This is a genomic window from Achromobacter sp., assembly GCF_049647645.1.
Lineage (GTDB): Bacteria > Pseudomonadota > Gammaproteobacteria > Burkholderiales > Burkholderiaceae_B > Achromobacter.
The window spans coordinates 1-21,382 of sequence record NZ_JBARYB010000129.1 but is presented as its reverse complement, the minus strand read 5'-3'; the positions used below and the strand labels follow the sequence as shown (position 1 = coordinate 21,382).

Here is a 21,382-nt window from a genome sequence, read left to right as displayed (position 1 = left end):
AGGCTGGGGATCGAATCCTGGAGCAGTTTCTGCAATACTCCGACTGCGTGCATGGCCTGTCTTCCTTCAAACGGTTTGGTCGCCTTATGAAGGGTATAAGACTGGTGCCATGCATGCCCTGATCACCATAAGCTAAAAGCTTGCCCCCGCTCTGCGCAACAAGCCATTGATTCAGAATGCGTTTCCCTGGAAATCCGTGGGGAAACCTCAGAATCTGACACCTTTTTTTCGAAGCCGATTAAATCCAACATCCGCTCGCTAGCGAATGTGCGAAGCATTCGCCTCTCAAAAATATCGATTACCGCACGGCGTTCCCGCTATTGGCAATCTCCAAAAAAGAGAGGATTGCCGTGGCGGTGACGGGGGCTAGACTGAGTACGTACGTCGTCCGATGAAGCCCAGGAGGACCTCGTATCTGTCACTCAATCACTGACCCAAGAGGCAGAACGCATGAACCAAATCCAACGCCGTATTTTCCTGCGGAGCGCGTTGGCAACCGTCGTGCTGATGCTTGGCACGGGTAGCGCGCCCGCCGAAACAACTGAACCCGCAATAGCGACCGCCCTTGCCGCGGAGCCAGGCTTGGAGTGGAGCGCGCCGCGTACGGAGGGTAGGGCGACCGCGCGCCATGAGAATGGCTTCGTCGCGCTCAATGGCCGTCTCTATTTACTGGGCGGGCGCGGCAGGCGTCCACTGGATATTTTCGACCCTGCAACCGGCCGCTGGACCCAAGGCGCGCAGCCGCCCGTTGAGATTCACCACGTACAGGCTGTAGCGCATGAGGGCAAACTTTACGTGCTGGGTGCGCTTACTGGCAGTTTCCCAGAAGAGGCGCCGCAGCCCAATGTGCTCATCTACGACCCCAGCGTCAACCGGTGGACCAGGGGGCCGGCGGTCCCTCCCAACCGCCGGCGTGGCGCGAGTGGCGTGGTCGCCCATGGTGGATTGATCTATGTGGTGGGCGGAAATACGCGCGGCCACATGAGCGGTTACGTGTCCTGGCTGGACTCCTTTGATCCTGCCACCGGCATTTGGAAGACGCTGCCAGATGCGCCACGCAGCCGTGATCATTTCCACTCTGTAGCCATTGACGGCAAGCTATATGCCGCTGGCGGTCGACGAACCTCCTACGAGAGCAATCAAACGCTGGCCCTCGTCATTCCTGAGGTAGATGTCTATGACATTGCTACCGGGCAGTGGCGGACCTTGGATACGCCCCTACCTACGCCGCGGGGCGGCACGGCGTCAGTTTCACTGGGGGGGCAACTGCTGGTGATGGGTGGCGAAAGCGTGCGTCAACAGAAAGCGCACCGGGAGGTGGAAGCCTACGATCCCGTGACTGGCCGCTGGGAAACCTTGCCGCCATTGCCGGTAGGCAGGCACGGTACTCAGGCTAGTTTGCACAAGGGTCTCGTATACATCTCGGCTGGTAGCGCCGACCAGGGAGGCGGTCCGGAGCTGAATGACATCTTCGTGTTGGGCCCCCGGACTGCAAATTAGCTGGATAAATCGATATATCAAACTTCTGCCTGTCGGGCAGCCCTGTCCGGGCTCCCATACTGTTGGTTTGATCTGTGGGTTGTGTCCCAAAAGAACGAGTATTACGGCCTGTCATCGATACAAAAAAAACCAATTACCAGTTCAGAAAAAATCCGGATAGAGAAATCCCCCCAAACCTAAAATTTGACAGTGCGGCTGATGGCCAACGGCAACGCCGTTAGCGTGCTCGACGCCATTCGGGAATTTTTTGGGGTATTTGGGATTCATGAAGTTCGTCAAGAAAATAATCTACGCCCTGAAGCGCGTTGTTTTCCGAGTTTCTCCGGCTCTTCTAAGAGCGCTAGGCGCCGATTTCCGGCTACGGGTGCCTAGCCGAATGTTCATGGAGCAAGAGGTCTTTGGCTACGTCAATGAGCATTTCCGGCGTGGCGCCGCGGCTCCTGTGGCCAGATGCCTTTTTATCGGCCTGGACAAGCACAATTGGCACTACCCTCGGCTACTGGACCTAGATTTCTATTCAATAGACCTGAATCCGCGCAATGCGGTTTATGGCCAGCCCAATAGGCATGTGGCGGGTTCGGCGACTGAATTGTCTTCCTACTATCCGCCCCATAGTTTTGATGTGGTGTTCGCCAATGGACTTATCGGTTTCGGCCTGGATACCGAGGAAGCATTCAATCAATTGATGTTTGAATGCCATCGGGTCCTGACCAGCGATGGGATGCTGGTGCTCGGCTACAACGACAAGCCCGACCGCCTGAGCTTCAAGGTCGAGCAGGCCAGAGGGTTTCAAGTCTTCAAGACATTTGAGCCCGGCATCGCGGGGATGACGGGCGCGCGCCACGTCGTGGCGGACGGGTTCCAGCACTGCTATGTGTTTTTGAGGCCGCGACGTCTCGGATTCGCGGAGCAGGGCCTGGCTTGGTAGCGGCGTGGCGCTGCGCGCGGCCGCGTCCGTATGGCCCACCATTTCAAAAACGTAATCCCGCTATCCGCTTTCTGTCTGCATCGCTTTCCTAGAATTTGATCGTGCAGTCCCCACCACGATACATAGGAATTAAGCATGCAGATGATCCGCAAAGCCGCATTGATCCTGGCGCTGTCGGCCGCCGCTACCGGCGCGGCGCTGGCGCAGTCCGCGCCGCCTCCCGCTGGCCTGGCCAACCCCTACGGTCCGTCATTGACGCGCGCTGAAGTGTTGGCCGATTTGGCGCTCTGGAAGCGTGCGGGCGTGGACCGGTTCTGGCGTGGCGAAGAGACGCCAGACATCTACAGCCCGGAGTACAAGGCTGCATTTACTGAATACTTCCGTCTGCGCTCGGGGCCGGAATACCAGGCCGAAGTGCAGCGCCAGAACGCGCTGCGCTGATAGCAGGTTGGCGCGGCGGGAGAGCCCGGCGTGGCTGAATCCTCCGTAATCAATCCCCCCGAGTCCAGCCCCAGGTTGCAGCTTGCCGACCTGGAGCTGGACTTGTTGCGTTGCCGCGCTTACCGCAACCTGCAGTTCCTGCCGCTGACGCCCAAGGAGTTCGGCTTGCTGGCTTTCCTGATGCAGCGGCCCGGCGTCGTGTGCGTGGGATGGGAACTCGCCGAGCAGGTCTGGAAGATGAAGCTGCATATCCACGACAAACGCAATTTCAAGTCCCACGCCGTTGCGGTCGCGATGCGTCGGCTGCGCAAAAAAGTCGACGCTGGTTCGGGGCCCAAACTGCTGCATACGATACGGGGCGGCAGCTATATGCTGAAGGAAGGCGCACTTTGACCTGCGCCAGTCCTTGAACGGCGCGCGTCCGGCAGCCGAATGCCGCGCGATACCAAAGGGAAAAAACGCGCACCCGGAAGGTGCGCGGCGATCATCTGGCCTTCCCTTCGCGGAGGAGGATCAGATCAAGAGATTCCCTGCGTGCAGCGTCTTATGAATGCAGCGGGACTGGCGCTAGAACCGATGGCGGATGCCCATGTTCACTTCGGTCGCCTTGGCGTTGTCCAGAAAGGCCCAGTTGGTGGTGTAGGACGCCACCGCATACAGATCGGTGCGCTTGGACAGGTTGTAGTTGTAGCCCAGGCTATAGGTGTTGCTGGTGGCATCGCCGCCCGTAAGCTGCTTGTTGTTGGCGTCGGCGCGCTGCCACGACGCGAACGCGCCGCCGGATTTGCCGACGGGGGCAGCCAGCGCCAGCATGTAGGCATTGGAGCGGAAGCCCTTGACGAAGGCGTAGGATGGCGTGCCGGTAAATCCGCCGATGCTGCCGCCGTTGGGGAAGCCCTTGCCGGCGAACCAGCCGTCGGTCATGCGGTTGTAGGCCAGGGCCACCTTGACGACTTCAAAGTCGTAGGAGCCGCCGATGATGTAGGAGCGCGGCGTGGCATCGACCTGGCTCTGGCTCAGCTTGTTCGAGGCGTTGAGCTGGTCGTAGGTGGCAAAGCCCATGACGGGCCCGTTGTCGTAGCGCAGGCCCGCCGTGATGGCGCGGGTGTTGTCGGCGGTGGCGAAGCCAGTCTGGGCGAGGCGGCGGTCGTCGGCGTTGAAAGCGTAGCCGACGGCGCCCTTGAAGCCGCCCATCGACGGGGTTTCGTAGACAATCAGGTTGTCGTAGCGCACGAAGTAGGCCGAGCTGAAGCCCAGGCCGGCGCCGGTGTTCAACTGATTGAAGCCGCCGCCGAACGATGAGCCGAACATGCCGGTGAAGTAGCGCGCGGCCACGTTGTACTGCCTGCCCAGGCGCACTTCGCCCCAGTCGGCGCTGCCCAGGCCCACCGTGGCTTCGCGGCCGAACAGGCGGCCGCTCTGCAGCGAGTTGCCGTTGCGGCTGTCGTAGCCCGACTCCAGCTGGAACAGCGCATACAGGCCGTCGCCCAGGTCTTCCTTGCCGCGCAGGCCCCAGCGCGAACCCGCGGTGGTGCCGGTGGTGGATCCGATGCGGCTGCTGTCGACGCGGGTGCGGCTGCCGGTGGCGGGATCGGTGTAGGCGCCGTCGACGTTGGCATAGCCGATGCCGGTATCGATAAGGCCATAGAGGGTGACGGAAGAGGGCTGCGCATAGGCGGCGCCGGACAGTGCCGTGGCGGCCGCCGCGGCGTATAGCTTTTTCATGGGGACTCCGTGAGCAGGGAAGATCGATATGCGTCACACCGACCGGAAGCCACGGAAAGCATGTCTTCTGGCGGATGGGCAGGGCCAGTGTGAAGGCCGTTGCCCGACAATCCGCGGTCAATGGAATTACAAATCCGATCGTCGCGTCATCACGGTTTTGTCATGTCCGCATGGTTCGCGCGTCCCATGCGCCATGCTCACCGGGCTTACCCCTCCAGCACCCCCAAATCCGGCGGCCGGTTCTCGATGATCGCCTCCATGCTGAAGAACCCCGTCACCGTTGACAGCTCGAAATCCGTGATCAGCTTCTGGTAGAAGCGGTCGTACCCGGCCATGCCGCGGCAGACCACTTTGATGAGGTAGTCCCAGTCTCCGCCGATGCGATAGAACTCAGTCACTTCGGGCAGCCGTTCCACGTGCTGGCGAAAGCCGTCGGCCCAGGTCTTGGCGTGGTGGCTGGTGCGGATCATGACGAATACCGTCAGGTCCAGCCCCAGTTCGACCAGGTTGACCTCGGCCCGGGTGCCGCGAATGATGCCGCAGGCATTCAGCCGCTGCAGCCGGCGCCAGCAGGCGTTTTGCGACAAGCCGACGCGATCGGCCAGCTCGCGTTGCGACAGCGCGCCGTCCTTTTGCAGGCAGGAGATTATATTCAGATCGAACTTGTCTATTTTTTCCATAAAAAAGATCAAATGACCCAATTTTTGGAAATTCCGGCAAAAATTAGGTGAGGTTTCAAATTTCATCCCATCGTATGATATTTCGACGTTCCCAGGAATATCTTCGACATGAATACGACCACCAAAACAGCCTCCGCCCCGGCTACGCCGTTGCAGCAATTTCAAGAAAGCCTGAAGGCGGACGACATCGCCGCGGCGCTGGCCGATGGGCTGATCGGCAAGGATGCGGTGGTCGACGGCCCCTATGGCGTCAAGCCGCTGGTCTATGCGGATTACGTTGCGTCCGGCCGGGCGCTGATGCAGGTCGAGCGCTTCGTTCTGGAGCAGGTGTTGCCGTACTACGCCAACTCGCATACCGAGGCGTCTTATTGCGGCGGTTTCATTACCCGCCTGCGCCGCGAGGCGCGCGCGGCGATTGCGCGCTGCTGCGGCGCGGGCGATGAGCACGCGGTGATTTTTGCGGGCTCGGGCGCGACGGCGGGGATCAACCGGCTGGTGCATCTGTTCGGCGTGCGCGAGGCGCTCGCCGCCGGCAACAAGGTCCGCGTCATCATCGGGCCCTACGAGCATCATTCCAACATCCTGCCGTGGCGCGAATGCGGCGCGGAAATCGTCGAACTGGCGGAAAGTCCGGAAGGCGGCCCCGATCTGGCGCAGCTGGATGCGGCGCTGCAAGCCGGGGAGGGCGCGCTGGTCGTTTGCGCGCTGTCGGCGGCTTCGAACGTGACCGGCATCGTGGCGGACGTGGCGGGGGTGACCCGCCGGGTCAAGGCCGCGGGCGCGAAGATGCTGTGGGATTACGCCGGCGGCGCGCCCTATCTGCCCATGCAGATGACGCCCGCCGCCGATGCGGCGATCGACGCGATTGTTTTTTCGCCGCACAAGTTCATCGGCGGCCCGGGCGCTTCGGGCGTGCTGATCGTGCGCCGCGACGCGGTGCTGGACACCACGCCCACCTGGCCGGGCGGCGGCACGGTCCGCTTCGTTTCGCCCGTGGGCCACGACTACAGCGGCAGCCTGGAAGCGCGCGAGGAAGCGGGCACGCCCAATGTGGTGGGCGATATCCGCGCCGCCCTGGTGTTGCTGGTGAAGGAGGCCCTGGGCGCGGACTTCATGCGCCAGCGCAATCAACACTTCGTGCAACGCGCGCTGGCCAGATGGCAGGGCGCGGCGCAGCTGGAACTATTGGGCTCGCTGACGGCGGCACGCTTGCCGATCTTCTCGTTCCGGGTGCGCAACGGCCGCGGCGGCTTCGTGCATCAGCAGTTGGTGACGCGCATGCTGAGCGACCGCTTCGGCATCCAGGCGCGCGGCGGCTGCGCTTGCGCGGGCCCCTACGTGCATCGCTTGCTGGATATCGGCGCGGATGAATCGCTGCAGATGCGCCAGGCCATCCTGGACGGCCGGGAAATGGAAAAACCGGGCTTCATCCGCCTGAACTTCAGCGTGCTGCTGGCTGACGAGAAGGCCGATTTCATCCTGGATTCGGTGCTGGCGCTGGCCGCGGACGCAACCGAGTTCGAGCAGCGCTACGGCTTCGATCCGAGCCGCGCCATTTTCTTCCCGAAGAGCGCCGACAAGCAGGCTGCGTGAGACGCGCGCCCGCCGCTCTAGGCGGGCCGCGCAATCCTTGAGTCAGTCCTTCATCTGGAGGCCGCAGGTTCTGATCCATGCGGCCTTCTTGTCCGCCAGCTCGTCGGACGCGTCGCTCAGCGCGCGCGCCATCTTTGCCGGAAACTCCACCCCTTTGCGGCGGCAGGCCTCGAAGTCGTCGACCAGGGCGTACCGGGCATCCAGCAGGTCCAGCCGGCCCTGGCACAGTTCGCGATTCAATTGCAGGTCATTGGACGCCTCGCGCGTGCGCTGCACGTCCTGCGCGCGGTCGATGCGCGCCTGCTCCGCATCGATCTGCGCGATGCAGTCTTCCGCGACTGCGGGCGCGCTGGCGCTGGCGGTGCAGAGGAGCAGGACGGCGAGAGTACGGCGGTTGAGGGCGGCCATGCGGAGATACCTTGATAGTGCGACAGAATGGGCTGCATCATAACTGCTGGGAAAATCGGGGCATCGGCCGAGGCGGCATGGCGCCTTGTGCACAGGCATGGCGCTTGCTGACTTGCGAGTGCCGATGATGTTTCGGGAATCCATCGACTCCACTCTTCAGGCTAGGACATATGACGGATGCCAAAACCCGCGCCGGGCAGAAGGTTGTTCTCGTTGTGGATGACAACGAGACCGCCCGATGGATTCTGGCCGAGATACTGGCCGGCGAGGGCTATGCCGTTTGCGAGGCGGGCAATGCCGATGAGGCGCTGCAGCGGCTTGGGGAGCGTCCCGACATACGCGCGGTCATTACGGACATCGAGATGCCAGGCTCCATGGATGGTCTCGAGATGGCGGCGCGAATACGCAGTCAATCGCCCGAAATTGCCGTGCTTCTTACGTCCGGCCGTCATTACCCCGCAGCGGGCGATCTTCCGCCAGCGACAAAGTTCATCCTGAAGCCATGGGCTGCGGATCATCTGATCCGTGAATTGGAAACCGTGCTGTGTCTCAGCTACTGAGGAAGCAGGCGAGGCGGAAAATCATCATTGTTCGGCCGCCTTTTCGGGGGAGGCCTTGGGGAAGTAAAGGGTGAATGTCGTACCCCCCTGGGCGGAGCTGACCACGTCAATGTGGCCTCCTGTTTGCGAGACGTACCCGAAAACCTGGCTCAAGCCCAAGCCTGTTCCTTTCCCTTCCGGCTTGGTGGTGAAGAAGGGTTCAAAGATGTGGTCCAGAATTTCCGGCGCGATGCCTTCGCCGTCGTCCGAAACGCTGACTGCTACAAATGGTCCCGGGGCGAGGCGTCCTTGTTCATCTGGATGCGAATCCACGCAGCTGACTGCAATCCTGACATTGCCGCCGAAAGGCATAGCGTCTCCGGCATTGACCACCAGATTCAACAAGGCGTTTTCCAGCTGGCTGACGTCCGCGCAAATGAGGCATGGGTCATTCGGGAGCTGGTAGTGCACCCGGACGGCGGAGCCAAGTGTTGCCTGGAAGATCGGCTTCATTCCTTCGATGCATAGGCCCACGTCCACATGGGATGGCTCGAGAGGCTGGCGGCGCGCATACGCGAGCATTTGCTGCGTCAGGTGGGTTGCCCGCTGCGCCGTATCCGCAATCGCATTGAGGTACTTGAGGCGCTTTTCTGGGGCGAGTTCGGGGTTGCGCAGCAATTCAGCGGCCCCGTTGATGACCGAGATGAAGTTGTTGAAATCGTGGGCCAGCCCGCCAGTCACGCGTCCCAGCGCTTCCATGCGCTGGGCCCGATGCAGAGCCTGCTGGGTTGCCTGTAGCTCGAGCTGGCTTCGTTGCTTTTCAGTGATATCGCGTGTGACCTTGGCGAAGCCGATGAGGCTGCCCGAGCCATCCCGTATGGGATCTATTACTACACTGGCCCAGAAGCGCGAGCCGTCCTTGCGTACGCGCCATCCCTCCGCCTCGAATCTGCCTTCGCTCGATGCGATCGCCAACGCCCGCTGTGGGACGCCTTTGGCACGATCTTCATCGGTGTAGAAGCGCGAGAAGTGCTGCCCGATGATTTCGGCTGCTTCGTAGCCCTTGAAGCGCTGTGCGCCGGCATTCCAGCTTGCGATGACGCCATTGGCGTCGAGCAGGAATATCGCATAGTCAAGGACGGCCTCCACCAGAAGCTGGTAGCGGTAGGGCTCATCCAATTGCGCCAAGCTGCTGGAGGGGGCAGCGGTCCCTTCTTCCGGGGGCTCGACGATGCTCATTGGAACTCCAATTCGCGGTACTGGGAGCATCAATTATTCATCGACGAAACCGACCGTGCAACGGTGCGGCGCCGGCACACGTCCTGCTCCCTGAATTCTCCCGTAGGTACTGGTCGTAATCCCAGTTTACGGCTGCCTGAAACTCGCCTACTGTGCTTCACATATCTACGGCCCACAAGCGCCGCAACGCGCATTCATACCAGACGGTCGAAGATGGAAATTTCTGTTTTATCAACACGTTACGTTGGAGATGAAAGAGAATGACTGACACCCTCATCAAGGTCGACCTGGCCCAATCCCCCTACGAAAACAAGCAGATCCATAATCGCTGGCATCCGGATATTCCGATGGCCGTGTGGGTCAAGCCGGGGGACGACTTCGTGCTGGAAACCTATGACTGGACCGGCGGCGCGATCAAGAACGACGACAGCGCCGACGACGTCCGCGACGTGGACCTGTCCACGGTGCACTTTCTTTCGGGACCGGTGGGCGTGGAAGGGGCCGAACCGGGCGACCTGCTGGTGGTGGACCTGCTGGATATCGGCGCCAAGCCGGACAGCCTGTGGGGGTTCAACGGCTTTTTCAGCCGCAATAACGGCGGCGGCTTCCTGACCGAGCATTTTCCGCATGCGCAGAAATCCATCTGGGATTTCCATGGCATGTTCACCTCGTCGCGCCATATTCCAGGGGTCAACTTCGCGGGTCTGATCCATCCCGGGCTGATCGGCTGCCTGCCCGACAAGAAGCTGCTGGACACCTGGAACCGGCGCGAGCAGGCGCTGATCGATACCAATCCCAACCGCGTGCCGCCGCTGGCCAACCCGCCCGCGCCGAAGACGGCGCACATGGGCGCAATGCAGGGCGCCGACCGCGACAAGGCGGCGGGCGAGGGCGCGCGCACCGTGCCGCCGCGCGAACATGGCGGCAACTGCGACATCAAGGACCTGTCGCGTGGCGCGCGGGTGTTTTTCCCGGTCTACGTGAAGGGCGGCGGCCTGTCGGTGGGCGACCTGCATTTCTCGCAGGGCGACGGCGAGATCACCTTCTGCGGCGCCATCGAGATGGCGGGCTGGGTGCACATGCGCGTGTCGCTGATCAAGGGCGGGATGGAGAAGTACGCGATCAAGAACCCGATCTTCAAGCCCAGCCCGATCACGCCGGCCTACAAGGACTTCCTGATCTTCGAGGGCATTTCGGTGGATGAATCCGGCAAGCAGCACTACCTGGACGTGAACGTCGCGTACCGGCAGGCTTGCCTGAACGCCATCGAATACCTGAAGAAGTTCGGCTATTCGGGTGCCCAGGCGTATTCGCTGCTGGGCTGCGCGCCGGTGCAGGGGCATATCAGCGGGGTGGTCGACATACCCAACTCTTGCGCCACGCTGTGGCTGCCCACGGAGATCTTCGATTTCGACATCCAGCCGTCGGCGTCCGGACCCGTCAAGCACATCCAGGGCGGCGTGGACATGCCGCTGTCGCGCGACCGCTAGGAGACGCCGCCATGCCCATGTATGACTATGCCTGCGGCGACTGCGGCGAGTTCGCGGCGCTGGTGCCCCTGGCCCAGTGGCGCGATCCCGCCGCCTGCCCCCAATGTGGCGCGATGTGCGGCCGCATCGTGGGCGGAGCGCCGGCGATTTCGGCGTTGTCGTCGGCAGTGAACCGGGCGCGTGCGGTGAACGAGCGCAGCGCGCACGAACCACGCAGTTCGCGGTCCGGCCACGGCATGAATTGCGGCTGCTGTTCCGGCGGCAAGGCGGGGGGCAAGACGCGCACTGCGCCAGACGGGGCGAAATCATTCGCGGGCGCGAGGCCTTGGATGATCAGCCACTGAGGACGCGCTGCCGACGTGTAAAGGCCCCGCTTGTGCGGGGCCTTGTTTTTGCGGGGAGTAAGCAGTGGGGTCAGGTTTCCAGCGGCGCCACGGCGGCGCCCTGGATCTTGTGGCGGGCCAGGGCTTCGGCGACGAAGCCCGATTTCTTCATGGCCTCGACGAAGGCGGCCAGGTAGGCGCTGGCCTTGTCGCCGCGGCTCTTGGGCACGCCCATGGCCTGGCGGATCAGCATGAAATGGCCGTCCAGCAGGCGCAGGCCGCCCAGGCGCTGCGCGTCGGCTTCAAGCTGCTGCTTCACGCCTGCGGCCACTTCCATGTTTTCCTGCATGAAGGCGTCGACGACGGCCGGCGAGGTCGGCGCGCGGAAGATTTCCGCCTGCTTCAGTTCGCGGGTGAGGTACAGGTCGTAGGCACTGCCCTTGCCGACCACGATGCGCAAGCCCTTGCGGTCCACTTCGTCCATGCTGGCGATGGGCGAGTCCTGGCGTACCAGGTAGGCGCCTTCGATGACCACGTAGGGCGCGGTGAAAGCGATCTGGGCGCCGCGCAGCGGGTCGATGGCGAAGAAGCCCACGTCGGCCTGTTCGGCAGCCACGGCGTTGACGGATTCGCCGGCCGACTTGAACACCACCAGCTCCAGCTCGACGCCCAGGCGCCGCGCCAGTTCCGTGGCCAGATCCACCGACACGCCGCCGGCCTGGCCGGTGACGGGGTCGGCGTGGGCCAGGATGGGATTGCCCAGGTTGATGGACGCGCGCAGCGTGCCGGTGGGAGCGAAGGCGGAGAGCAGCTCGTGATCGGTCTTCATGGTTTCCTTGGGCGTAGGGTTCGCGCGCACGGGCGCGGACGATGCGGCAAGCATAGCCGCAAGCGCCCACGTTGCGCGAAGCGTTACTGGGCGCGGCGCAGGATGTAGTGCGGAGCCAGCGGGCCGGTCGGGCGGGTGCCGTCGCGGTACAGCATGGTCACCTGGTTTTCGCCGACGAAATAGCGCTGGCTGTCGCCGGACGCGTCGAGCCGGATGGTGCTGCCGTCGGATTCCCAGCTGAATGACCCCGTGACGACCTCGGGCTGCGGCTGGCGGTCCAGGTACTGGGTCTGTCTTTCGTAGCGGCCGTCCTGTTCCAGGGTCAGGCGGGTGCGGATCCCCGGGCAGTCCGCGCAAGGCAGGGTGCCTTCGTAGCTGCCGGCCCAGTCCAGCGAATCGCGGGCGGTGTGGCTGTCGACGGGCACGGAGCCGCTGGCGCCGGGGCGGGACGGCGCGCAGCCGGCGAGCAGGGCTAGCGTCAGGGCGCAGGTCAGGGTGGTTTTCATCATGGCGAGCTCCTGTTTGGCAAACCGGTCACGATACGGATAGTAACGGGGCGGTGCTGAAACGGGATGTAAAGCGCGCGGGCCTGGCGCGGCCGCGCATGCGGTACGCTAGGTTGTTTTCCAGGCGCGCCGGCCTGGGCTTTTCCTCTTGAACAGGACTATTCCGATGAAGGGCGAACACCGTTACAACGTCACCGTGGACTGGACCGGCAACACCGGCTCGGGCACGTCCAGCTACGCGGCCTATTCCCGCGACCACCTGATCCGCGCGGCGGGCAAGCCCGACGTGCCCGGCTCGTCCGATCCGGCCTTCCGCGGCGATCCCGCGCGCTGGAATCCCGAGGACATGCTGGTGGCGTCGCTGTCGGCCTGCCACAAGCTCTGGTATCTGCACTTCTGCGCGGTCGAAGGGGTGACGGTGGAGGCCTACCGCGACGAAGCCGAAGGCGTCATGGTCGAGGACCGCGAGCGCGGCGGCGCCTTCAGCGCCGTCACCCTGCGGCCCGAAGTGACCATCCGCGCCGGCGACGACGCGGCGCTGGCGGCCGAGCTGCACGAGCGCGCGCATCATTTCTGCTTCATCGCCAACTCGGTCAATTTCCCGGTGCGCTGTGAGCCGCGCATCGTGCACGCCGACTGAGGGCCGCCGCCATGCTGACCATCTGGGGACGCCGCAGTTCGTTCAATGTGCAAAAGGTGCTGTGGCTGGCGGGAGAGCTGGGCCTGGACTACGAGCACGTGCTGGCCGGCGGCCAGTTCGGCTTGCTGGACACGGCCGAGTTCCGCGCCATGAACCCGCACGGCAAGGTGCCGCTGTTGCGCGACGGCGCCACGGTAGTGTGGGAATCCCATGCCATCCTGCGCTATCTGGCCGCGCGCGACGGCGCTGGCCGGTTCTGGGCGGACGACCCGGCGCAACGGGCGGGCGCCGACGGCTGGATGGACTGGGCCCAGACCGCCTTGCAGCCGGCCTTCCTGACAGGCGTGTTCTGGGGTTACTACCGCACGCCCGAGGCCCAGCGCGACACGGCGGCCATCGAGCGCGCCATCGCGGCCACGCATGCCTGCCTGCGGCAGTTGGACCGCGCGCTGGCGGACCGGCCCTATCTGTGCGGCGAGTCCCTGGGACTGGCGGATATTCCGGCCGGCACCACGCTCTACCGCTACTTCGAACTGGATATCCCGCATCCGCCCATGCCCCATCTGCAGGCCTGGTACGAACGCCTGCAGGCCCGTCCCGCCTATCGCGAGCACGTGATGGTGCCGTTCGGGGAGTTGCGCGGGCGGCTGGATTTCTAGGCCGGATTTACAAATTTTCCGGCGGGCGATGTCACATCGTGCCGGGCTATCTCGTCCTAGGGGTAATGGCGCCGCATTCCGCGGCGCACGCCGACCTTGCTGGAGAAAGATCCATGAGCACTGCCCGTCTGAACGCCTACACCGCCTCGCCCAAGGCCATGAAGGCGATGATCGCCCTGAATGACTTCGTCGAGAACTGCGGCCTGGAACACAGCCTGCTTGAACTGGTGAAGATGCGCGCTTCGCAGATCAACGGCTGCGCCTACTGCCTGTACATGCACTCGACCGACGCCCGCAAGCAGGGCGAAACCGAAATGCGCCTGTACCTGCTGGACGCCTGGCGCGAGTCCTCGTTGTACAGCGAACGCGAGCGCGCCGCGCTGGCGTGGACGGAAGCGCTGACCCGGCTTGCCCAGACCGGCGCGCCGGACGCCGACTATGCCGAAATGGCCAGGCATTTCAATGAGGAAGAGCAGGTCAACCTGACGGTCGCCATCAATATGATCAACAGCTGGAACCGCATCGCCGTCGGTTTCCGCTCGCAGCATCCCAAGCACTGAGGCCCTGGCTCCATGAGCGCGTCAGCCATTCCCGATGCCGTTGCCGACTTCGAACCTCATCGCAGGCATTTGCAGGGCCTGGCCTATCGCATGCTGGGTTCATGGGCGGAGGCCGAGGACATCGTGCAGGACGCCTGGCTGCGCTGGCGCGACGCGGACCGCGGCCAGGTCGAAACCCCGCGCGCCTTCCTGTCGCGCACGGTCACGCGGCTGTGCCTGGATCAACTGAAGTCGGCGCGCGCGCGGCGCGAGGAATACGTCGGGCCATGGCTGCCGGAACCCTTGCCCGATGCCGCCAGCTATCAGGCGGCGGGGGCGGGGGAGATCGCGCACGACCTGTCGGTGGCGCTGATGCTGGCGCTGGAGCGGTTGTCGGCGCTGGAGCGGGCCGCCTTTCTGCTGCACGATGTGTTCGACATGCCGTTCGCGGAGATCGCGGCGACGCTCGGCCGCAACGAGGCCGCCTGCCGCCAGTTGGCCGCGCGGGCGCGCAGCCGCGTGCGCGATGCGCGTCCGCGGTTCGCGGTGACGGAACAGGAAGGCGCGCGTATCGCCGATGCCTTCTGGCAAGCGTCGCGGGCGGGCGACGTGGATGCGTTGCGCAGCCTGTTGGCGCAGGACGCTGTGCTGCACGCCGACGGCGGCGGCAAGAAGCTGGCCGTGTTCAGGCCCATCCTGGGCAGCGACAAGATCGCGCGCTTCTTCGCCGGCCTGTCGTCCAAACCCAGCGGCCAGTTCCTGGAGGCCGTGGTGACGCAATTGAACGGCATGCCGGGCGTGCTGGCTATCGAACTGGACGGTCTGCCCCGGTCCACCACGCTGGAGGTGCGCGACGGCAGAATCACCGCCATCTACATCGTGCGCAACCCTGATAAGCTGCGCCATGTCGCGGCGCTGCCGCCGCAGCCGATCGCGCCCCAGGATGCTTCCGAACCTCACTGACTACCTGCAAGATCTGCCCGAACTGGGGCTGGACGGCTTGCGGCTGCGCCCGTTGCGGGAAGCGGACGCCGCCGCCTGGCACGCCTATCTGCGTGACGAGGCAGTCACGCGCCATACCAGTTGGCAGTTGGACGGGCCGGATGCGCTGGTCAACTTGATCCGCGGTTATGGCCAGCCATCGGAATCGCACAGCCTGCGCCTGGCGATCGTCACGGCGGATGGCGCCCTGGCGGGCACCATAGGATTGAACGAAATTTCCGTGTCCGCGCGGCGCGCGGAGATCGCCTATGACGTTGCGCCGCCGTATTGGCGGCGCGGCTTTGCGACGCGCGCCTGTGACACCGTGACCGTGTGGGCCTTGCGCGAGCTGGGCTTTGCGCGCATCCAGGCCACCGTGCTGGATACCAACGTGGCGTCGGCCGGCGTGCTGGAACGCTGCGGCTTTCAGCGCGAGGGGCTGTTGCGTCGCTACCGGCTGGTGCGCGGCATTTCCCGCGATTTCTGGATGTACGCGCGCGCCAACGCCGCACAGGACTGACGCGCAACCACTTTGAGGGAACCATGACGTCCGCTTTGATCGTGATAGACGTGCAGCGCGCGCTGTTCGAGGCCTCTCCCGCGCCGGCCGATGCCGAGGCCGTGCTGGCCCGCATCAATGCGCTGGCCCGGCGCGCCCGCGAGGCTGGCGCGCCCGTCATCTATGTGCAGCACGAAAGTCCCGGCAGCGCCATGGATCATGGCCTGCCGGGTTGGCAGTTGGACTTGCGGCTGCAGCCGGCGGATGGCGACGTCCGCGTCCGCAAGACCACGCCTGATTCCTTCCTGCGCACCGAATTGGCCGACGCGCTGGCGCAAGCCGGCGTGACGGAGCTGGTGGTGTGCGGCTATGCCAGCGAGTTCTGCGTGGACACGACCGTGCGCCGCGCGGCCGCGCTGGGCTTTCCCGTCACGCTGGCGGCCGATGCCCACACCACCCAGGACAAGCCGCACGCGCCGGGCGCCCAGATCCGCGCGCATCACAATGCGACCCTGTCGTCCATTGCCAGTTTCGGCGTGAAGATCGCCGCCGTGCCCGCTGCCGATATCGTTTTCGCCGCCGCCGCGGCGGAACGGTGATCTCCATGGATCCCGAACTGCTATCGCTGCTGGTCACGCGCACCATGCCCTTTGGCAAGTACCAGGGGCGTCTCATCGCCGATCTGCCCGGACCGTACCTGGCCTGGTTCGCGCGCAAGGGCTTTCCGCCGGGGGAACTGGGGCGCCTGCTAGCCCTGATGCACGAGCTCGACCACAACGGGCTGTCTTCATTGCTGGCACCCTTGCGCCAGTCCGCGGCGAAGAAGTAGGCCGAGCCACGGGAGAAACCCCGGGAAACAACTGTGGCGGATTGTGTAGCGTCTTGGCACGCCGCGCATGGACGGCCGGAGATACGATAGGACGGCGTGTCCAGGGACAGCGGTCCGCGCCCTGGACGTCAGTCCATTGAAGAGAGGTCGTCATGAAGAAACTCCGCATTTCCGCCTTCCTGCTGGCTGCCCTGTGCGCAGCGGGCGCCGCGCAAGCGCAGAACGCGCCTCCCGCCACGCAGGAATACCAATACCCCAGCGTGCGCTCCAAGGACGGCAGCCTCTCGCCGCCTTCCACGCTGCGCATGACGGTCACGCCCGAACCCGGCGCCGCGCCGGCGGTCATCCGGGATACGCCGGAGAGCCAGGCCGAGTACGTGCGCTGCCGCGAGGTATCGGACCGCGCCGCCGTGTCGAATGCGCAGATGCAGTCCGGCGTGGCGCAGTGCCTGAAGGAACTGGAGCAGCGGCGCCAGCAATAAATTGAGCCGCCCGCCAGGCGGGCGGCTTTCCGTTCTGGTCAAACGGTAATAACATTCAATCTCATCAACAGCGCTGCTCGCCGCGGAGCCGCTACCTTGACCGCCACCCATCCTCAACCCGATTGGACCGTATCGGCCGCCGCGCCCGCCATGTCGCTGGCGGGCGGCACGCTGCGCTTTGGCCGCGACGAGAGGGTGCAGGAGCGCTTGGAGCCCGGCCTGAAGCTGGTGCTCGTGCTGGATGGAGATCTACGCTATAGCGTGCGCGGCGCGGCGCCCACCCGCGTGAGCGGGCCTGCGTTGCACCTAAGCGTCTGCCAGGACGCCATGGGCATGGAACATGAATTCGGCGCCCATCAGGCCTTGCGCTTTGTGTCCTTGCGCACCGGCCTGGATCACCTGCGAGACGCCTTCTCCATGGACCCGGTCCAACTGGTTGGCCTGCTGCGCGCGCCGCGGACCGACGGCGCCTATGTCGAAGCCAATATGCGGGCGGACCGCAAGCTGGAGGCCTTGGGCCATCAGATGCTGGCCTGCCCGGTGCAGGGCGCGCTCAAGCGCATGTACCTGTCGGCCAAGGCGCTGGAGCTGGCCGCGCTCGCCTTGGGCGCGCTGCAGCCCGCGGAGCGGGACACGCACACGCGCGGCCTCGCGCGCGCGGACGTGGAGCGCCTGCATCATGCGCGCGACCTGGTTACCGCGAACCTGCAGGATCCACCGTCCCTGCCCGAACTGGCGCGGCGCGCAGGCGTGAACGTCAACAAGCTCACCACCGGCTTTCGCAAGCTCTTCGGCCAGAGCGTCTACGCCTATGTGCGCGAGCGGCGGATGGAGCAGGCCCACGTCCTGCTGGCCGAAGGCGCCTATACGGTATCCGAGGCGGCCTACGCTTGCGGCTATACCGATTCGCACTTCACCAAGGCATTCCTGCGCCGCTACGGCGTGCTGCCCAGCAGCGTCGCGCCGGGCCGCTGAGGCGCCGAAACTTCCGCAATCGCCAGCAAGACTTCCGCAATCGCCAGCGCGCAGCCGCCGTCATTTCTAGAATTATTTGAGAATTATTCTCAATAAAGTTCTAAGAGGACAGGCAGTGCGAAAACAGGCGAAAACGGGGGCGGGCGCACCGCGCAGGAATGCGGCGCGCGCGCGGCATTGGCCGCTGTGGTTGGCGGTGGCGGCGGGACCGGCGCTGGCGCAGGAGGCCGCATCCCTGCCGGCGGTAACGGTCAGTGGCGAGGGTGTGGCGCAGGGCACGGCGACCTTGGGCAAATTGCCGCTGACGCTGCGCGAGATTCCGCAGTCGGTGACGGTGATCGGGCAGGAGCGGATGCGCGAGCAGAATCTGCAAAGCCTGGATGAGGTAATGCAGCACGCCACCGGCATCACGGTGCAGCCCTATCAGCTGCTGACCACCGCGTACTACGCGCGTGGTTTCAAGGTGGACTCGTTCGAGCAGGACGGCGTGCCGGTGCTGATGGGCAACATGGCCGCGTCGCCGCAGGACATGGCGGTGTACGAGCGCGTGGAGATCCTGCGCGGCGCCAACGGCCTGATGCACGGCGCCGGCAACCCCGCCGCCACGGTCAACCTGGTGCGCAAGCGGCCGCAGCGCGAACTGTCCTTCAACGGCTCGCTCAGCGCCGGCAGCTGGGACCGCTACCGCGCGGAAGCCGACCTGGGCGGCCCGCTGAACGACAGCGGCAGCGTGCGCGGCCGCATCGTCAGCGCCGTGGAGGACCGCGGCTACTTCTACGATGTGGCGGACCAGAAGTCGGCGCTGTTCTACGGCATCGGCGAGGTCGACCTCGGGCCGGACACGGTGCTGTCCGCCGGCCTGCAATACCAGCGCATCCGCTCCACCACCAACATGGCCGGCGTGCCGCTGTACAAGGACGGCGGCGATATCGGCCTGAAGCGGTCGACCTATCTGGACGCGGCCTGGGACCGCTTCAACTGGAATACGACGCGTGTGTTCGCGGACCTGGAGCATCGCTTCGGCCAGGGCTGGAGCGCCAAGGTCAGCGCCAATTACCTGACCGCCGACAGCAACCTGAAGTACGCCGGGGCCTATGGCGCGATAGACCGCCAGACCGGGCTGGGTTCATCCCTGATGGGCGCGGCCTACAAGTTCGACAACACCCAGGCCAGCGTGGACGCCTATGTCGGCGGCCCGGTGCAACTGTTCGGCCGGCGCCATGAACTGTTGCTGGGCGGCAATGCCCAACGCACCACGTCCGAGCAGTACAGCGCGGACCTGACGCCTTATCCGAACGTGCCGGTGAACGTTTTCGACTGGGACCCGCACAGCGTGCCCGAGCCGGGCGTGGGGCCATACACCTCGCCCGGCGAAACCCGGCTGAAGCAGCAAGGCGTCTACGGCATGGGCCGATTTTCGCTGGCCGATCCAGTGACCCTGGTGCTGGGCGGACGCATGAGCTGGTGGAACCAGAGCGCGCCGCGCGCGCGGCAGCGCATCGACCCGGAGTTCACGCCGTACGGCGGGCTGATCGTGGACCTGGACCGCCAGTGGTCGCTTTATGGCAGCTATGCGCAGGTGTTCCAGCCACAGGGCGAGCTGACCCGCGACGGTCAGCCGCTGGATCCCATCACCGGCACCAACTACGAGGCCGGCGTCAAGGGCGAACTGGCGGACGGCGCGCTGAACGTGTCGCTGGCCGTATTCCAGATCCAGCAGAAGAACCGCGCGCAGGAAGATCCGGCCTGGCCTTGCGTGGGCCGCAACTGCTACTACATTTCGGGCGGGGAAGTCCGCAGCCGCGGCATCGAGGCCGAAGCCTCCGGCAGCATCACGCCCTACTGGACGGTGGCGGCGGGCTACACCTTCAACACCAGCAAATACCTGACGGACTCGGAGTCCGGCGGACAGCCTTTTGCGCGCTTTACGCCCAAGCATATCTTCCGGCTGTGGACGAACTATGCCCTGCCCGGGCTGGAGCGGCGCCTGAGCGTGGGCGGCGGCCTGCAGGTGCAGTCGGGCTACTCCACGGTGTCCGGCCCCGTCACGCTGCGCCAGGGCGGCTACGCGCTGGTGGATCTGCGCATGGCCTACCGCGTGGACAAGCACGTGACCGCGTCGCTCAACGTCAACAACCTGTTCGACCGCGGCTACTACCAGAGCCTGTCGGGCACCGCCTGGAACAACCGCTACGGCGAGCCCCGCAACGTCATGCTGACTTTGCGCGCCGAATACTGATGAGCCGCGGCGGGCGCCGTTCGCGGATGTCCGCCGCCAACGAGAAGGAGAGATCGATGAATGCACCCGATAGCGGGCCCGTGTTCGACTGGCTGGACCATTTCGTGGCGCTGGGGCGCGACGGCGCCTTGCGCGACGTGGGCCGGCTGCGGCGGCTTGCGCCGCAGGACGAATGGCTGGTCGGCATCAAGGCCGTGGCCAGCGACGCCGACGTCCATGGCGATGTGTGGGAACGCCACCCGGCCGGCGACGAAATGCTCTGCGTGCTGGAAGGGCGCGTGGTGGTCACCCTGATGGCCGAGGATGGCGTCGAGACCGACCTGCTGCTGGATACGCGTCGCAGCGCCATCGTGCCGCGCGGCGTATGGCACCGGTTGCACGTGGCCTGTCCCGGCAAGATCCTGTTCGTGACGCCGGGGCAGGGTAGTGAACACCGCCGCGCGGACGAGCCCCAATCCCGCAGTCCCTCGTTGAAGGAAATCTGACGTGAACCGCAATGCAGACGGACGCATGTTCGTGATGATAGGCGCTTTGTATTTCTCCCAAGGCATACCGCTGGGCGTGGCCATGGAGGCTTTGCCCACGCTGCTGCGCCGCGATGGCGCGGACCTGCACGCGCTGGCCTGGCTGCCGCTGGTTGGCCTGCCATGGGTGCTGAAGTTCCTGTGGGCGCCGGTGGTGGACAACCGCTGGACCCGCGCCATGGGGCGGCGGCGCAGCTGGATCCTGCCGATGCAGGCCATCGTGCTGGCCTGCCTGCTGGCGCTGGCCTTCCTGGGCATCGATGCCGCGGCGGCGTGCTGGGTGGTGGCGCTGATGGCGTTGGCCTCATTGGCCAGCGCGACGCAGGACATCGCCACCGACGGGTTGACGGCGGAACGTTTCCACGGCCAAGCGCTGGCGCGCGCCAACGCCGTGCAGGTCGGCGGCACGATGGTGGGCTTTTTCTTCGGCGGACCGGGCTGCCTGGTGCTGGCCGGCCATGTGGGCCAGACCGGCGCGCTGCTGACGCTGGCGGCGGTGGTGGCGTTCAGCCTGCTGCTGGCGGCCGCCTGGCGCGAAACCGCGCTGACGGCGCCCACGCCCCGGCAGCGCGCCACGCTGGCCGCCTTCGTGCGGCGTCCTGGCGCCTGGGCCCTGGCCGCGGCCGCGTTCCTGTCGGCCATGACGGCGGTGGCGGGCTACGGCCTGTCCAAGCTGTTCCTGGTGGATGCGGGCTGGGCGGTCGAGGCGGTGGGGCGCATCGGCATGGCGGGGGGCGTGGTGACGGTGCTGCTGGGCTGCGGCGGCGGCGCATGGCTGATCGGCCGGCTGGGCGCGCGAGCCGTGCTGGCGCTG

General features: G+C 65.1%; 26 protein-coding genes. 20 read left to right on the top strand and 6 right to left on the bottom strand.

The features are described from left to right. Positions 1-450: 450 nt before the first annotated feature. The 4 genes from WBB14_RS15205 to WBB14_RS15190 all read left to right on the top strand — a co-directional run bounded on the left by WBB14_RS15205 (position 451) and on the right by WBB14_RS15190 (position 3,262). The gene (locus WBB14_RS15205) at positions 451-1,500 is read left to right on the top strand and encodes a Kelch repeat-containing protein (protein WP_424240563.1); all 1,050 of its coding nucleotides are present in this window, start codon (positions 451-453) and stop codon (positions 1,498-1,500) included. A 265-nt stretch (positions 1,501-1,765) separates the two neighbouring features. After that, positions 1,766-2,428, top strand: coding sequence for a class I SAM-dependent methyltransferase (locus WBB14_RS15200; protein WP_424240562.1), 663 nt, complete (start codon positions 1,766-1,768; stop codon positions 2,426-2,428). Positions 2,429-2,563: 135 nt separating this feature from the next. Continuing rightward, positions 2,564-2,869, top strand: coding sequence for a DUF4148 domain-containing protein (locus WBB14_RS15195; RefSeq protein ID WP_424240561.1), 306 nt, complete (start codon positions 2,564-2,566; stop codon positions 2,867-2,869). Between the two features lie 30 nt (positions 2,870-2,899). Then, positions 2,900-3,262 carry a winged helix-turn-helix domain-containing protein gene (locus WBB14_RS15190; RefSeq protein WP_424240560.1) on the top strand — a complete coding sequence of 121 codons (363 nt, stop codon included), beginning with the start codon at positions 2,900-2,902 and terminating at the stop codon, positions 3,260-3,262. A gap of 174 nt (positions 3,263-3,436) precedes the next feature. On the opposite strand, the gene WBB14_RS15185 is transcribed toward WBB14_RS15190, so the two are convergent. Both WBB14_RS15185 and WBB14_RS15180 read right to left on the bottom strand, forming a co-directional pair. Beyond that, the gene (locus tag WBB14_RS15185; RefSeq protein ID WP_424240559.1) at positions 3,437-4,594 is read right to left on the bottom strand and encodes a porin; all 1,158 of its coding nucleotides are present in this window, start codon (positions 4,592-4,594) and stop codon (positions 3,437-3,439) included. A 206-nt stretch (positions 4,595-4,800) separates the two neighbouring features. Further along, positions 4,801-5,274, bottom strand: a complete 474-nt coding sequence (locus WBB14_RS15180; protein WP_424240566.1) for an Lrp/AsnC family transcriptional regulator — start codon at positions 5,272-5,274, stop codon at positions 4,801-4,803. A 108-nt stretch (positions 5,275-5,382) separates the two neighbouring features. Here WBB14_RS15180 and WBB14_RS15175 point away from each other — a divergent pair, with 108 nt between their 5' ends. Further along, complete coding sequence (locus WBB14_RS15175; RefSeq protein ID WP_424240558.1) at positions 5,383-6,867, top strand: aminotransferase class V-fold PLP-dependent enzyme; 1,485 nt, start codon at positions 5,383-5,385, stop codon at positions 6,865-6,867. A gap of 42 nt (positions 6,868-6,909) precedes the next feature. On the opposite strand, the gene WBB14_RS15170 is transcribed toward WBB14_RS15175, so the two are convergent. Then, on the bottom strand, positions 6,910-7,275 hold the full coding sequence (locus WBB14_RS15170; protein WP_424240557.1) for a hypothetical protein: 366 nt from the start codon (positions 7,273-7,275) through the stop codon (positions 6,910-6,912). Between the two features lie 170 nt (positions 7,276-7,445). Here WBB14_RS15170 and WBB14_RS15165 point away from each other — a divergent pair, with 170 nt between their 5' ends. After that, positions 7,446-7,835, top strand: a complete 390-nt coding sequence (locus tag WBB14_RS15165) for a response regulator (RefSeq protein WP_424240556.1) — start codon at positions 7,446-7,448, stop codon at positions 7,833-7,835. Between the two features lie 24 nt (positions 7,836-7,859). Here the strand turns inward: WBB14_RS15165 and WBB14_RS15160 are convergent, their stop codons facing one another. Beyond that, a complete protein-coding gene (locus WBB14_RS15160) occupies positions 7,860-9,053 on the bottom strand; it encodes a two-component system sensor histidine kinase NtrB (protein WP_424240555.1) in 1,194 nt (397 codons plus the stop codon). 260 nt (positions 9,054-9,313) lie between these two features. Here WBB14_RS15160 and fmdA point away from each other — a divergent pair, with 260 nt between their 5' ends. Further along, positions 9,314-10,543, top strand: coding sequence for a formamidase (gene fmdA / locus WBB14_RS15155; protein ID WP_424240554.1), 1,230 nt, complete (start codon positions 9,314-9,316; stop codon positions 10,541-10,543). A gap of 11 nt (positions 10,544-10,554) precedes the next feature. Beyond that, positions 10,555-10,887: an FmdB family zinc ribbon protein gene (locus WBB14_RS15150; protein ID WP_424240553.1), complete on the top strand. Its 333-nt coding sequence runs from the start codon at positions 10,555-10,557 to the stop codon at positions 10,885-10,887. A gap of 70 nt (positions 10,888-10,957) precedes the next feature. Here WBB14_RS15150 and WBB14_RS15145 read toward each other — a convergent pair whose 3' ends face one another. Both WBB14_RS15145 and WBB14_RS15140 read right to left on the bottom strand, forming a co-directional pair. Beyond that, positions 10,958-11,695 (bottom strand): ABC transporter substrate-binding protein, encoded by a 738-nt coding sequence (locus WBB14_RS15145; protein ID WP_424240552.1) that lies wholly within the window; start codon positions 11,693-11,695, stop codon positions 10,958-10,960. A gap of 83 nt (positions 11,696-11,778) precedes the next feature. Continuing rightward, positions 11,779-12,204: a copper resistance protein NlpE gene (locus WBB14_RS15140; protein WP_424240551.1), complete on the bottom strand. Its 426-nt coding sequence runs from the start codon at positions 12,202-12,204 to the stop codon at positions 11,779-11,781. A 163-nt stretch (positions 12,205-12,367) separates the two neighbouring features. Between WBB14_RS15140 and WBB14_RS15135 the strand changes: the two genes are divergently transcribed. From WBB14_RS15135 to WBB14_RS15080, 12 genes are all read left to right on the top strand, one after another. After that, positions 12,368-12,841, top strand: coding sequence for an OsmC family protein (locus WBB14_RS15135; protein ID WP_424240550.1), 474 nt, complete (start codon positions 12,368-12,370; stop codon positions 12,839-12,841). A gap of 11 nt (positions 12,842-12,852) precedes the next feature. Then, entirely contained in the window at positions 12,853-13,500 is a 648-nt protein-coding gene (locus tag WBB14_RS15130) for a glutathione S-transferase family protein (protein ID WP_424240549.1), read from the top strand. A 113-nt stretch (positions 13,501-13,613) separates the two neighbouring features. After that, positions 13,614-14,060 carry a carboxymuconolactone decarboxylase family protein gene (locus WBB14_RS15125; protein WP_332013863.1) on the top strand — a complete coding sequence of 149 codons (447 nt, stop codon included), beginning with the start codon at positions 13,614-13,616 and terminating at the stop codon, positions 14,058-14,060. 12 nt (positions 14,061-14,072) lie between these two features. Continuing rightward, positions 14,073-15,002: a sigma-70 family RNA polymerase sigma factor gene (locus WBB14_RS15120; RefSeq protein WP_424240548.1), complete on the top strand. Its 930-nt coding sequence runs from the start codon at positions 14,073-14,075 to the stop codon at positions 15,000-15,002. Next, positions 14,983-15,540 (top strand): GNAT family N-acetyltransferase, encoded by a 558-nt coding sequence (locus WBB14_RS15115; RefSeq protein ID WP_424240547.1) that lies wholly within the window; start codon positions 14,983-14,985, stop codon positions 15,538-15,540. Before WBB14_RS15120 ends, WBB14_RS15115 begins: the two co-directional genes overlap by 20 nt. A gap of 23 nt (positions 15,541-15,563) precedes the next feature. Then, positions 15,564-16,118 carry a cysteine hydrolase family protein gene (locus tag WBB14_RS15110; protein WP_424240546.1) on the top strand — a complete coding sequence of 185 codons (555 nt, stop codon included), beginning with the start codon at positions 15,564-15,566 and terminating at the stop codon, positions 16,116-16,118. Positions 16,119-16,123: 5 nt separating this feature from the next. Next, a complete protein-coding gene (locus WBB14_RS15105) occupies positions 16,124-16,348 on the top strand; it encodes a DUF3820 family protein (protein ID WP_207469403.1) in 225 nt (74 codons plus the stop codon). A gap of 152 nt (positions 16,349-16,500) precedes the next feature. Continuing rightward, positions 16,501-16,830: a hypothetical protein gene (locus WBB14_RS15100; protein WP_424240545.1), complete on the top strand. Its 330-nt coding sequence runs from the start codon at positions 16,501-16,503 to the stop codon at positions 16,828-16,830. 96 nt (positions 16,831-16,926) lie between these two features. Next, positions 16,927-17,805: a helix-turn-helix transcriptional regulator gene (locus WBB14_RS15095; RefSeq protein WP_424240544.1), complete on the top strand. Its 879-nt coding sequence runs from the start codon at positions 16,927-16,929 to the stop codon at positions 17,803-17,805. 196 nt (positions 17,806-18,001) lie between these two features. Then, positions 18,002-20,044, top strand: coding sequence for a TonB-dependent siderophore receptor (locus tag WBB14_RS15090; protein ID WP_424240565.1), 2,043 nt, complete (start codon positions 18,002-18,004; stop codon positions 20,042-20,044). A 56-nt stretch (positions 20,045-20,100) separates the two neighbouring features. Further along, positions 20,101-20,529, top strand: a complete 429-nt coding sequence (locus WBB14_RS15085; protein ID WP_424240543.1) for a cupin domain-containing protein — start codon at positions 20,101-20,103, stop codon at positions 20,527-20,529. Positions 20,530-20,554: 25 nt separating this feature from the next. Continuing rightward, a partial coding sequence (locus WBB14_RS15080; RefSeq protein WP_424240564.1) for a RhtX/FptX family siderophore transporter occupies positions 20,555-21,382 on the top strand: 828 nt, incomplete at its 3' end.